Here is a 13,577-nt window from a genome sequence, read left to right as displayed (position 1 = left end):
TCGGTCGTTTAACTTTAATTAACAAGAAAGCTCAACTTGAAATTGGCCTTCAACGTAAGTTTGAAAAGTGATCAAACTAAATTTTAGTGATCGCAGTTGAATGAATAAAAAAGAATTGATGAAAAGTATATTCAAATTAGTGATGGTGGCCTTTGTGAGTGGATTGGCCGGCGCATTTGTCTATCAAAAATTCTTACAGCCGAACAAGGTCACGGAGGTCATTCGTGAAGTGCCTGCTGCCGTGCAAGCTCGCGCTTTCGATTATGCACCAAACGATTACCCAAAAGACCTTGATGCTGAAGCAGTCAACTTCAGAACGGCTGCTGAAAAATCCATCCATAGTGTGGTGTATATCATCAATAAACAACGAAGCAGAAGGAGTATCTCCTTTCTCGACTTCTTCTCAAGCAGAGAATTACCGACTGAAGAAATGCCTATTGGCTCAGGTTCAGGTGTGATCTACTCAGAAGATGGCTACATCATTACCAACTACCACGTGATAAAAGGAGCTGATGCCATCGAAGTACAACATGAGAAAAGTACCTACGAAGCGAAGTTAATAGGAACAGATCCTGATATGGACATTGCCGTACTCAAGATCGAGGCGAAGGACCTCCCAGCCATCAGCATAGGAAAAAGCTCAAGTTCGAGAGTAGGCGATTGGGTATTGGCTGTTGGGAACCCATTCAACCTCACCTCCACGGTTACCGCTGGGATTATCAGTGCTATTGGAAGCGATGCGAACGCGGTCAGACAAAATTTTCCCATCGAGCTCTACATTCAAACGGATGCCGCCATTAACCCTGGGAATAGCGGTGGAGCACTCGTTAATATCAATGGTGAACTTATAGGTATCAATACGTCCATTATTTCACGGACGGGGTCATATGCTGGCTATGGCTTTGCTGTACCCTCCGACGTGGTGGTGAAAATCGTAGATGATCTCAAGAAATATAAAGTGGTACAAATCGCCTACACCGGGGCTGAGTTGTCAGACATCAACAGTCAAGTGGCTAAAGAAGAAGGCTTAGGCTCAATGAATGGCGTATTTGTCAAATCAGTGAAAAGGGATGGGGCCAGTGACAATGCGGGTCTCCGATCAGGGGATGTTATTCGTATGATCAATAATGTAGAGGTGAACAGCAAATCAAAGTTCGACGAAATTGTGAGTAGCCTGTCGCCTGGAGACCGAGTGATTGTCGCCTTTGAACGGGATGGCCGCATGCGTGAGACCACTCTGGTTCTAGAAAATGCCTTGGGAAACACAGAGATCCTAGGGTCTGATGCCCTCAAAGCCGATGATATCTATTTTTCGGATTTCTTAGGAGCCGAAATGCGCGTATTGACCAAAAGCGAGTTGAACGACCTTCGATTGAAAGTGGGCGTTAAGGTCACCTCAATCAATAAAGACAGAGGCTTTTTGAGGCGCCTCGATCTTGAAGAAGGAGATGTGATCGTTGCCATTAACCGTAGAGGCGCGGCAGATCCAAGGGCTGTTGCTGCCTACCTAGAAAAGTATTACGGGCGCATTTATATCGATATCATCGATCGCAACGGCAGAGAACGCACACTGACCTATACCTTCCAATAGCACTAGCCCTCAACAATGACATTCTTAAAAGCCTTTCTGTATTCAGAAGGGCTTTTTCCTGTAAACTCCCTGAAGCGCTTATTGAAATGAGAAAAATTATTGAAGCCACTTTCAAACGCCACATCGGTAACTGACATGGAAGTCTCCGCCAACAACTTCGATGCATGCACGATCCGGTATTCATTCACAAATTTGGTAAAGGTCTTTCTTGAGTTCTTTTTAAAGTATCTGCAAAAAGCAGGAGTGGTCATGTGAACTTGATCTGAAATTTCATCCAAGGAGATGGGCTCCTTAAAGTGTTCTCTAATGTAGTTGTAGACCGTATTGATCCGCTCATTTTCCTTTGCATCGACCGCCAAGGCCACGCCATCGGCATTCAGAATGTTGTATTCTTCGCTCCTTGCTAACTCTTTTAATATTTCGAGCAAACCAAGCAGTCGGTCATAATGATCAATCCACGACAAGGTTTCAATTTTCTTACCTACTATTTCTTTGGTCTTGCCATGAAAGGTGATGCCTTGTTTTGCGATTCGAAATAACTTCTTTACCGCATTCATTTCAGGGATATTGAAAAAACCATCGCCAAGAAAATCCTCTTTGAATTGAACCACCGTTTCTGAACGATTCCCCGTTAAACGATCTGTAAACCCATAGTGTGGCAAATTGGCACCCATTAGCACCAGATCACCATCGTTAAAATAAGATACGTTCTTTCCGATATGGCGCTTTCCCGATCCTCCATGGACAAAAACTAACTCCAGCTCTGGATGAAAATGCCAATTAGCTAAGGTGTTCTCACAAGAAGACGAGAAACGCCTGACCAGAAAAGAACTACCCACTGCGGGGAGTATTTGCTCTAAAGAAGGGGATGTTGATTTATTCATAATAAAGACTGTATAACGAATATCGGTCGCTTATGATTCCGACAACAGTCCTAATTTACCCAAAATATGTTGGTAATTACCATCAATAATAAATCATTTATAGTTATGGGTTAATATAGAACACATACTGGCCAATTCTGTTGTGTTCTAGTCCAGATAAGCGCCCTACATTTGTCATGTAATTGGTTATTAAACATTTAATGAAATGAGAAACCTAAACAAATTCATGTTGACAGCTGCGATGGTCGTAGCATCAACGCTTGCGCTTGCTAACAATGGTAAGCCTTATGTTAAAGTAGAAAGATCTGGAGCAAAAGCTTTTGCTGTAATTATTGGTGGTCATGAAAGTGATCATACACAGATCAAACTAAAGTTAGAAAACGGTTCAATCTTATATAGTGCTTCAGCTAAAAATGGTCAGGATTTCGGTAAGAGACTTGATATGAACAACCTATTAGCTGGAAACTATGCATTAGAGATTGAGAACAAAGAGAGTTTCATCTCTACACCTATTGTGATCACCAATGACTCGGCTTTTGTAAACGTCGCCGATCAGGTCACGATCATGAAACCTGTGATCTGTCAGAATGGTGAGAAATTGGACATCATCATGCCCAATGAATCAGAGGCTTTTGCCTTTGTTACCATCTTCGATAATGAGAACAGAAAATTGAAGACGGAAAGAGTGACTAGCTACAAAACAACGCGTTTTGACCTAACTGCTCTCGAAGCTGGAACCTACACATTGAAAGTAGAAACAAAAGGGAAACTTTTCATGCAATCTGTCTCTATCAAATAAGAGGCAAGGGTTTTTAAACTTACCCTGGTTCCGATTCGTCGGGATCAGGTTTTTTTTATGTAAAAATTAGCATATTGATCCCCATGTTGTTCCCCGGCCAAGATTCGAAACTCTTTATTTATCGGTTTGAGATCTTTTTTATCTCCTTACTCGTTTTGCTTTTCGGGTCAGTATTTTTCCCTTTTGGTCTCTACGATACGGTTGTCGAGCCCATTTTCTACGCATTGAATCTGTTGTCGGGCATTCAACTCAGCAGACATCACAAGCTGCTCTTTCGATTTGGCAGTGTTCTGATCTTTTTTGGCTTACTCACTACGGTACTTGAGATCGTTCTCATCGACTCAGAGCTAAAGTCCATCAATACCTCCTTGCGATTCTTTGTCTTCTTCGTCTTTTATGTGCTTATCACCTTTGAACTCATAACGCAAGTGTGGAATGCGAAACATGTGAGTAATAATGTAATGGTTGGTTTAATGAGCGGCTACATTTGCTTAGGACTCGTTGGTCTTTTTGTATTTCTATCCATCGAGTTTTATCTACCGGGTTCTTTTCAGGGGCTGGACCCGAGTATTCCACCGAACGACCAATTGCTTTACTTAAGTTTTATCACTTTACTCACCGTAGGCTACGGTGATATCGTGCCTACAACAGATGTGGCGCATCGCGCATCTATTTTGATTGGGCTGTTTGGACAGTTTTATTTGGTCATTATTATGGCGGTGGTGTTGGAAAAGTTTATCCGACACAGAAATAAAAAAGAGGAAGTCGAACTTTAGATCTGTTTCATCCGCATCTTCTTCTTCAATTCGTCCATGGAGTGGGCAAATTTCGAGTCAATGTCCATCATGTCACTAACAGACTGCACGGCATGAATAACGGTGGAGTGATCTCTTCCACCAAAGTGGTAACCGATCGATTTTAATGAGTGGTTGGTGTATTCCTTGCAAAGGTACATGGCCACTTGGCGAGCAATCACGATCTCTTTCTTTCTCGTTTTGTCTTTCAAATCCTCTACGGAGATTTGGAAGTACTCACCTACAGATTTTTGTATGTAGTCGATACCAACTTCAGATTCAATATCATGGACGATATTCTTGAGGGTTTGCTTCGCCAACTCCAGGTTAATGTCCGTTTTGTTCAAGGTGGCATGTGCAATCAAAGAAATCAACACACCTTCGAGTTCCCGTACATTGGTGTCTACAGAATAGGCCAAGTATTCCACCACATCGTCTGGAATAAAGATACCGTCGGACTGCATCTTGCGCATGATGATTGCCATCCGGGTTTCGAAATCCGGCATTTGAAGATCCGCCGTTAACCCCCACTTGAATCGAGAGAGCAAACGATCTTGCAGTCCTTTTAAATCTCTTGGGGCACAATCGCTACTCATGATGATCTGCTTGCCATTCTGATGTAAGTGGTTGAAAATGTGGAAAAACATCTCCTGTGTCTTCTCTTTTCCACTGAAGAACTGTACATCATCAATGATGAGAGTATCTACCTGCAAGTAGAAATTTGTAAAGCTCTGAATGTTGTTGTTTTTAATGGCATCGGTGAATTGTGTCGTGAATTTCTCAGACGAAACATACAGCACAAAATTCTTATCCGAATGCGCTCCAATGGTATTCCCGATCGCTTGGACCAAATGCGTTTTGCCCAAACCCACACCGCCGTAGATCATCAGTGGATTGAAGGAGGTGATGCCCGGCTTCTCGGCTACAGCAATACCTGCCGACCGTGCCAATCGGTTACAGTCGCCTTCGATGTAATTTTCGAAACTGTAATTCGGATTTAGATTGGAGTAACGCTTTTCTGCTTCTAAGGAAGGCATTTGAAAAGGATTCGACACCTGAGGAGCAGAAGGCTCTCTATTCCAGCCATTTTGCTGGGTTTTGTTGTTCGGTAGTGTCACTGAAACCGGTTGGTTCTGTGCACTCCCACTATCCACAATGACGGAATATTCTAATCTTCCCTCAGGACCAAGCGCCTTGTGAATGCATTCTCTCAGTAAATGCACGTAGTGCTCTTCCAGGTATTCATAAAAGAACTGACTGGGTACTTGGATGGTCAGTACATTTTGCTCTACGTTGATCGGATTGATGGGCTCAAACCATGTTCTAAAACTTTGCTCTCCTACTTGGGTCTTGATGTGATCAAGACATGCTTCCCATACCGATACGTCGCTTTTAACCATTCGAGTTACGTTCACCTGATTGATAAATTGTTTCAAGAATTTTGAAACGCAGGGTGACAAATTTGTGAAAAAATGAACGAACAAAAAAGGAGATCAACCCGATTGACCTTAAATAGTTTTCCCCATGCTCATTGAAGTTATCCACATTGAAAATTGTGGATAACTCCACATTAGGGCAAGTATGATGCAGGTCAGCAATTAATGATGAAAATGACGCTATCTTTCAACTGCTGAATTAATTTAGCAAACAATTAACTTACGGTAGACCTATGAAGCTTCTCAACGATTTTGAAAAAGCAACCGCATCGCAATGGCTTGATAAACTTTCGGCAGACCTTAAAGGACAGTCAGTAAATGAATTAAACTGGAGGCGAGGCGGAATTCAAGGCAAACCCTTTTACACGGCAGAGGACCTACCCCAAAGTGCCGATTATAGTAACCGACACCCCGAGCCTGAAAAATTCGGTGATAGGTTCTGGGTCAACTTTCAGTTGATCAATGTAGTTGACGACAATAGGGCCAATAAGAAAGCACTCGAAGCCTTGAATAATGGAGCAGAAGGCATCTTTTTCAGATGTCGGGCCATTCCTAACTTCAATAGTCTATTAAAAGACATTCAGTTGCCTTTCTGTCAGGTCTCTTTCGAACTGACTGAAGAGATCGAAGTTTCGCACTTTTTCCAGCAGTTCAGGAGTTACGTCATCAGCGTAGGAGCACATCGTGAGGAAATTCATGGGCAACTCATCAACCATACTCCCTTTCAGCAAGAGCACTTCCCGAATTTCAAGACTTCTTCTTACCGATTCAAGGCAGGCGGCGACCTCAAAGCAAGTCTCCATCAATTTGTTGATCGAATCGAACCAAGTATCTCCGCCGACCAATTGGCTGTATATACTGAACTTGGCTCTGATTATTTCCTTGAAATTGCCAAACTCAGGGCACTGAGGCAGTTGCTGAAACAGCGTTTTGGTAATGGATTTTCCATTATCGGCTGTACACCAGATTGCACTGAAAAAATAGACGACATGCACTCTCATCTTTTGCACGCCACCACTCAAGTGATGTCGGCCGTACTTGGTGGAGTTGACGGCGTGATTGTGCAACCTTTTTACCCTGTTTTTCCGGCCAAACCGGAATTAGCAGAACGCATTGCAAGAAACATTTCGACCTTACTGCGAGAGGAGTCTCATTTGGGTAAAGTGGTAGATCCTGCTGCAGGGTCCTACTTTATAGATCGCATAACACAAGACTTGGTCGGAGGAACATCACAGACCCAGGCGGAAACAAACGAACCACAGACCTGGCTGACAGCCGAAGGCATCACCGTTCCTTCAGTATTGGGCAAAGAAGATACCGCAAATATTGAGCATTTGGGTTTCATTGCCGGTTTACCTCCTTATTTAAGAGGCCCCTACTCCTCTATGTACACGATCAGACCCTGGACGATCAGGCAATATGCCGGTTTTTCCACTGCAGAAGAATCAAATACCTTTTACAGAAGAAACTTAGCTGCTGGACAAAAGGGATTGTCGGTAGCTTTTGACCTTGCCACCCATAGAGGCTATGACTCTGATCACCCACGCGTGGTTGGGGACGTCGGAAAAGCCGGTGTCGCCATCGACTCTATTTTAGACATGGAAGTGTTATTCGATCAAATTCCACTTGATAAAATGTCTGTTTCGATGACCATGAATGGCGCTGTGATTCCGATCATGGCCTTTTACATCGTCGCTGCTGAAGAAAAGGGAGTGGATAAAGGTCAATTGAGTGGAACCATACAAAATGACATTTTGAAGGAGTTCATGGTACGCAATACCTACATCTACCCACCGGCTCCATCTATGCGCATCATTGGTGATATTTTTGAATACACTGCCCAACATATGCCTCGCTTTAATAGTATCTCGATCTCTGGTTATCACATGCATGAAGCGGGTGCACCAGCGGATATCGAATTGGCTTACACCTTAGCCGACGGATTAGAATACTTAAGGACGGGTATCGCCGCGGGCCTCGACATTGATGCCTTCGCCCCTCGTCTATCCTTCTTCTGGGGCATTGGCATGAACCACTTCATGGAGATCGCGAAAATGCGTGCCGGACGCCTCTTATGGGCAAAGCTCGTGAAGCAGTTCAATCCAAAAAACCCAAAATCAATGGCTTTGAGAACACATAGCCAAACCTCAGGATACAGCCTCACTGAGCAAGACCCTTTCAATAATGTGGCAAGGACCTGCGTCGAAGCCATGGCAGCAGCCTTGGGACATACACAGTCCTTACATACCAATGCACTCGACGAAGCCATTGCCTTGCCAACCGACTTCTCGGCCCGAATAGCGCGGAACACACAGCTCTATCTTCAAAAAGAAACGGGTATAACGGATGTCATCGACCCGTGGGGAGGCTCCTACTATGTGGAGTACCTCACCGACCAGTTGGTGAAAAAAGCCTGGGCCCATATTGAAGAGATTGAAGAACTGGGAGGTATTGCTAAAGCCATTGAAGAAGGCTTACCAAAAATGCGAATTGAAGAAGCTGCCGCCAGAAAGCAAGCTCGGATTGACTCAGGCAAAGACGTGATCGTTGGGGTCAACCGATACCAAACGGATGAAAAGACCGAGATCGACCTGCTCGAAGTGGACAATACGGCGGTGAGAAAGGCACAATTAGAAAGATTGGCTAAACTCAAAGCCGAAAGAGACCAGGATGCAGTAGATCATACATTGGCTTCCATTAGCGAAGCGGCTAAAACGGGAAAAGGCAATTTACTTGAATTGGCGGTTGAAGCAGCAAGAGTCAGAGCCAGCCTAGGTGAGATCTCAATGGCCATGGAGAAAGAATTTGGCAGACACAAAGCAGTAACCCGATCAATAACGGGTGTATATTCGAGTGAGGTGAAAGAAGACAAAGACTTTATCAAGGCGCGTGAACTTTCGGATCAGTTTGCAGAACTGGACGGTAGAAGGCCACGGATCATGGTGGCAAAAATGGGGCAAGACGGACACGATCGTGGAGCAAAGGTGATCGCAACCAGCTTTGCCGACCTAGGCTTTGATGTCGACATTGGGCCACTCTTCCAAACGCCGCAAGAAGTTGCTCTGCAGGCAGCTGAAAACGACGTACATGTTGTTGGCGCTTCTAGCTTGGCTGCGGGACACAAAACCTTAGTGCCTGAACTGATCAATGAGCTAAAAAAACTGGGCAGAGAGGACATCATGGTAATTGCTGGCGGAGTCATTCCTCAGAATGACTATGCGTTTCTTTTTGATGCCGGTGTGTCTGCGGTCTTCGGGCCGGGCACCGTGATCGCTAAAGCTGCGCAAGAGATACTAGAGAAGTTGATGGAAGATTAACCGTTTGGACCGTCATTCCAGAATTTTTCTTTGCAGATTATACGCGCAAAGAAAAATATGTGGAATCTCAAATCATTGATACATTAAGACACCTGATGAATGAATCCTTGCCCAAGCTTAAGTATTCATTTTCCGGCAAGACGTTCAAATTTGTCTTAGGCAAATCCCTGCTCGTCTGAGCGCCCCACAACTGGTCATAGCATCTCGCTATGACCTAAACAGAAGACTAATCCCCCTAGCCCCCTTTACATAAAGGGGGAATAGCCAATGCATCAGGAATTGGTTAAAATGGCTTTTCTCCAGCCTTCAAGAACCAACGATTCAGACGATCGCCGAATAAATCGAAAAGCACGGCAATCAGGACAATGCTATATTCAAGGATCACTACATCCAGCCGGTCAGTATAGTCGCCTCCCATGTAATTGATGTAGGTCAAGAAGATCATGACAGACCAGATCATTGGAAAGCGCTTGGTGCTGAATACACTGAGGGAAAGCATCGGAATGAGATACCAGGGATGTACGGTTGTGGCAAAAAGCAAGTAAAGGAGCCATACCCACACCATTTGCCCTACCCAGGCGCCTTTTGGTTTCGCCAAAAAAGAGTAGCAGATGATGGAGGCCAATGTTGCATACATCATCCATTTTCCAGACTTGGCAATGATGTTGTGACCCTCCGTTTCAAACCCGTACCACCGTGTCAGATAGTAGATGCTGCCATTGAATTCGAATTTTTGGAAATACAAGGTCATGCTATCCCAAATGGCCCAAACATGAGCTGTATTGATCAGTGGCAGGAAAGATATTGCTACCGTTGCCATAACGATCATCCCATAAATAAATGCCTTCCTAAGTCCGATCTTTCGAATCAAAAGGGGCAGTAGGATGAGCGGAATAAATTTAGTGGCCACAGAGAGCCCAAAATAAATGGCAGAACTCATCAGCTTACCTTGCTCATACTTCAACAAAGCCAATAACAAAAAGAATATCACGATGCCTTCGAAGTGAAGATTGCCGGTTAACTCCAAGATCACCAAAGGGTTCAACCAGTACAGCAGGCCGTACGACTGCGGGAGTTTGTAATGAGCCAACAGACGCTGGATCAACACCATATTCCCCAACTCAAAGATCAAAAGAATGACCCGTAAAATCACAATTGACCAAATCTCAGAATTGGGTGAAAAAAGGGTACCCAAAAAGAAGATCATTTGATTCAATGGGGGATAAACCGATAAATAGTCCGCAGAGTTGATCTTTTGAAAAAGTTCTTCTGTCACACTAGTTAGTCCATTGCCTAAATAATGTGCAGGCAAATACTTGTAGGGGTCTTCCAAATTAAATAATAGACGACCGTCCCAAATGAATCGATACACGTCATCAGATAATTTTGGAATTGATGCGATCAGCAGGACCCTGACCAGAATACCCCAATAATAGCCTAATTCCGCATCCTCTGTTTCGGCCTTTCGCATAAAAACGAAAAAGCCAAGAAAGGCCAATCCCATTCCTGATATGAGAAAAACAGTTTCTTCACGAGGCACAAAATATCCCATGGCCAGTAACATACTCGCCAGTAGAATGAGACTCGTGAATAAGATGGATTGCTTTTGCTTATGCATTGCGCGTGTGCTGAACTGAATAGTAAAATACCAAAAGGAATCCTAAACTCAGAAGCAAGTGAAAGGGTAAAAGGGCAAAGTCGTTAAAGTAGAAGGCTAAGCCCAGTCCACCGAAAAAATAAATACTCAAGAGCCCTTCCAGAACCGTCATTGGATTGATGCCTCTGGCGAAATACTTATTCCCTTTCCATGTACCTTTTTTATCGGTAATGTTAAACTTAGGTGTCCTTACAAAGGGTGTTTTCTTACCGATCAAGCCTTCAATGACGGCCATGGCATTGTGAATACTCAAGCCTAAGAAGACGGAAAGAAGCATGAACATTTTCGGAATGAACTGCCTCATGGTCTTCCAAAAACCTTGTTTTTTATCACTAAACCCATTCCAGTAGAAGATGGCCAAAAATACATATCCCATCAAAAAGACCATCGATATGTTCATCAACAAATTCCAACTATCGGAGGAATTGCGAATAAACAATACGGGGACACTCAAAAGCGCGGTTACCACAATACAGATAAATACCGCGGAATTCAGCAAGTGAAAGGTCGCGTGAAATTTGGTGCCCAAAGGAAGGGCAGATCGCAACACTTTGGGAAGTAATTTTCTGGAAGTCTCCGCAGCACCCTTCGTCCATCGGTATTGCTGTGATTTGATGGCGCTCATGGCCGCAGGTAATTCTGCTGGAGCGACCACATCAGGGGTATAGAAGATTTTCCAACCCTTGAGCTGGGCACGATAACTCAGATCCAAATCTTCGGTCAGCGTATCTGCCTTCCATCCGCCAGCATCAGCAATGCATTCTTTTCGCCAAACCCCAGCGGTACCGTTGAAATTCAAAAAATGCTGGCCTTGTGAGCGACCGTTCTGCTCAACGAAAAAGTGCGTATTCAGGCCAAAAGCTTGTAGCTGCGTTAAAAGCGAGTAATCTTCATTGATGTGTCCCCAACGCGTCTGGACCACCCCGATGCGTGCATCTTGCCCAAAATGTGGAATGGTTTTTTTCAAAAAGTCCGGCTCAGGAACGAAATCTGCATCAAAGATCGGGATAAACTCGCCCTTCGCAATGGACAAACCATACTGGAGCGCTCCTGCTTTGAATCCTCTTCGGTCAGTTCTTCGAATTTGTTGCACATTGACTCCCTTCTTCTGCCATTCCAATGCCTTTTTTGCAATGAGCTCCACTGTTTCATCTGTAGAATCATCCAATACCTGGACCTCTAATTTGTCCTTTGGCCAATCAAAAGAGGCGACAGCATCAATTAGCCGTTCAACCACATACAATTCGTTGTAGACAGGCAGCTGCACCGTAACGAAGGGGTATTCATAATTGGCCGGGATCTCGGCTGCGGCAGAAATAAGCCCTTTGCGTTGGGCTTTCCTGTAGGAATAGACCAAATTCAATTGAGACAGACTGTAGATAAAAATGAAGGACAAGGCGCCGGTATACAAGGTCAATATGAGAAGCTCTAGCCAATACATTAAATCGATTTAAAGATAGTCCAAAGGATCTTATAGCCCGCCATAAAGGTTCCTTTGATAGTTCCGGACACCTTGCTAACACCAATACGTTTTTTATAGTTTACAGGAACTTCACAAAAACGATATTGCTTCTTTGCCGCTTTCACTTGCATTTCTACTGTCCAGCCATACGTTCGGTCTTGCATTTGTAATTCCAATAACCGGTCCCATTTGATGGCTCGATAAGGGCCAAGATCTGTGAAGCGAGCGCCATAGATCCATCGCATCAAGGTAGTGGCCAGCCAATTTCCAAAGACCTGCGGGAAGGTCATAGAACCTGACGCCCGATTCCCCAACGCCCTGGATCCAATGACCATGTCCATTCCATCATGGACGATTGGTGCTACTACCTCAGGTAATTGTTCTGGATAATCTGAGTAGTCCCCATCAATAAAAACAATCACATCTGGCTGTACTTCCATTGCTTTGACGTACTCCATACCCTTCAAACAAGCATTTCCGTATCCTGGAATGGGTTGATCGACCACCGTGGCTCCGGCAGCTTGAGCTACTTGGGCAGTTTTATCTGTTGAGCCGTTATTGGCCACGATCACTTCGCTTACAAAGTCCGGAATATCAGCAATTACTTTACCGATAGACCTTTCTTCATTGAAAGCAGGAATGATCACCTTAATATTGTATGCAGCTAGGCTCGTCAAAATCGGTGCAAATGTAGAAAAAGTACCTTAGCCTAAACCAAAGAAGCCGCCTTTAGTTCCTCTATTGCATGTAATTGAAGAAATAACTGCCGTAGGGAACCAAAGCCTATCGAAATGTGTATATTGTATGTATATACATACAAATAAAAGAAAGGACAATAAATGAAAACTGTAGTACATAGATCAGACAGTCGAGGATTGGCAGATCACGGTTGGTTAAAGAGTAGACATACCTTCAGCTTTGCAGGATATTACAATCCAGAACGCATGCATTTTGGTGCTTTGCGGGTGCTAAATGATGACCAAGTGGCAGAAGGCATGGGCTTCGGCACTCACCCACACGATAACATGGAGATCGTTTCGATTCCATTGGAAGGAGACCTTGAGCATAAAGATTCTACCGGAAGAAATGAAGTGATTAGACAAGGAGATGTGCAGATCATGTCAGCAGGAACGGGTATCCAGCACTCCGAGTTCAATCATAATAAGGATCAGGAAGTACATTTCTTGCAGATCTGGGTATTCCCGAAGAAACGAAACATTGAACCCCGTTATGAGCAGAAAAGCTATTCTGCTGAAGACCGCATGAACAAATGGCAAACGGTGGTTTCCCCAACTGAGGAAAGTGCCGTATGGATCAACCAAGATGCCACCTTCAGCTTGGCCAATTTGGACGCTGGTGCTGAATTGACCTATGAAGTAAAGCATCCGGGTAATGGTGTTTATTTCTTTGTCTTGAATGGTGAGGTTACCGCTGCTGGTGAAAAATTAGATACCCGCGATGCGGTTGGCGTCAGCGAAATGGATTCATTTCAAGTAAAAGCTGGTTCCTATGCAGAGGTATTGGCCATTGAGGTACCGATGAGCTTTTAATTGTACTCGTCATTCCCGCGAAAGCGGGAATCTCCTTTATTCTGAGAAATTTGAGATGCCGATAAATTAATTCTTGTAAAACCATAA

10 protein-coding genes and 1 pseudogene are annotated in these 13,577 nt (G+C 44.1%); 6 read left to right on the top strand and 5 right to left on the bottom strand.

Annotation, left to right across the window (positions count from 1 at the left end; all coding sequences use genetic code 11):
* Positions 1–118: 118 nt before the first annotated feature.
* Positions 119–1,591: a trypsin-like peptidase domain-containing protein gene (locus AC2D6U_RS13450; protein WP_484721504.1), complete on the top strand. Its 1,473-nt coding sequence runs from the start codon at positions 119–121 to the stop codon at positions 1,589–1,591.
* A gap of 2 nt (positions 1,592–1,593) precedes the next feature.
* Here AC2D6U_RS13450 and AC2D6U_RS13445 read toward each other — a convergent pair whose 3' ends face one another.
* Entirely contained in the window at positions 1,594–2,475 is an 882-nt protein-coding gene (locus AC2D6U_RS13445; RefSeq protein WP_484721503.1) for an AraC family transcriptional regulator, read from the bottom strand.
* Positions 2,476–2,680: 205 nt separating this feature from the next.
* Between AC2D6U_RS13445 and AC2D6U_RS13440 the strand changes: the two genes are divergently transcribed.
* Both AC2D6U_RS13440 and AC2D6U_RS13435 read left to right on the top strand, forming a co-directional pair.
* Entirely contained in the window at positions 2,681–3,274 is a 594-nt protein-coding gene (locus tag AC2D6U_RS13440; protein WP_484721502.1) for a hypothetical protein, read from the top strand.
* A gap of 83 nt (positions 3,275–3,357) precedes the next feature.
* A complete protein-coding gene (locus tag AC2D6U_RS13435; protein ID WP_484721501.1) occupies positions 3,358–4,050 on the top strand; it encodes a potassium channel family protein in 693 nt (230 codons plus the stop codon).
* Here AC2D6U_RS13435 and dnaA read toward each other — a convergent pair.
* Positions 4,047–5,468, bottom strand: coding sequence for a chromosomal replication initiator protein DnaA (gene dnaA, locus AC2D6U_RS13430; protein ID WP_484721778.1), 1,422 nt, complete (start codon positions 5,466–5,468; stop codon positions 4,047–4,049). The genes AC2D6U_RS13435 and dnaA overlap by 4 nt on opposite strands.
* Before the next feature lie 269 nt (positions 5,469–5,737).
* Between dnaA and AC2D6U_RS13425 the strand changes: the two are divergent.
* Both AC2D6U_RS13425 and scpA read left to right on the top strand, forming a co-directional pair.
* A pseudogene (locus AC2D6U_RS13425) lies at positions 5,738–6,718 on the top strand (methylmalonyl-CoA mutase family protein); the annotation flags it as partial.
* Positions 6,719–8,821, top strand: a complete 2,103-nt coding sequence (gene scpA / locus AC2D6U_RS13420) for a methylmalonyl-CoA mutase (protein ID WP_484721777.1) — start codon at positions 6,719–6,721, stop codon at positions 8,819–8,821.
* 283 nt (positions 8,822–9,104) lie between these two features.
* Here scpA and AC2D6U_RS13415 read toward each other — a convergent pair whose 3' ends face one another.
* The 3 genes from AC2D6U_RS13415 to AC2D6U_RS13405 are packed head-to-tail and all read right to left on the bottom strand — an operon-like array spanning position 9,105 to position 12,617.
* Entirely contained in the window at positions 9,105–10,439 is a 1,335-nt protein-coding gene (locus AC2D6U_RS13415; protein WP_484721500.1) for an MptA/MptB family glycosyltransferase, read from the bottom strand.
* The gene (locus tag AC2D6U_RS13410; RefSeq protein ID WP_484721499.1) at positions 10,432–11,919 is read right to left on the bottom strand and encodes a cellulose synthase family protein; all 1,488 of its coding nucleotides are present in this window, start codon (positions 11,917–11,919) and stop codon (positions 10,432–10,434) included. Before AC2D6U_RS13410 ends, AC2D6U_RS13415 begins: the two co-directional genes overlap by 8 nt.
* A complete protein-coding gene (locus tag AC2D6U_RS13405) occupies positions 11,919–12,617 on the bottom strand; it encodes a glycosyltransferase family 2 protein (protein WP_484721498.1) in 699 nt (232 codons plus the stop codon). Before AC2D6U_RS13405 ends, AC2D6U_RS13410 begins: the two co-directional genes overlap by 1 nt.
* Before the next feature lie 162 nt (positions 12,618–12,779).
* Here AC2D6U_RS13405 and AC2D6U_RS13400 point away from each other — a divergent pair, with 162 nt between their 5' ends.
* Positions 12,780–13,490 (top strand): pirin family protein, encoded by a 711-nt coding sequence (locus AC2D6U_RS13400; protein WP_484721497.1) that lies wholly within the window; start codon positions 12,780–12,782, stop codon positions 13,488–13,490.
* Positions 13,491–13,577 lie beyond the last annotated feature (87 nt).

This window comes from Roseivirga sp. YIW32, assembly GCF_057219245.1.
Note: the sequence above shows the minus strand (reverse complement) of the source record. Positions and strands in the feature narration are given on the sequence as shown.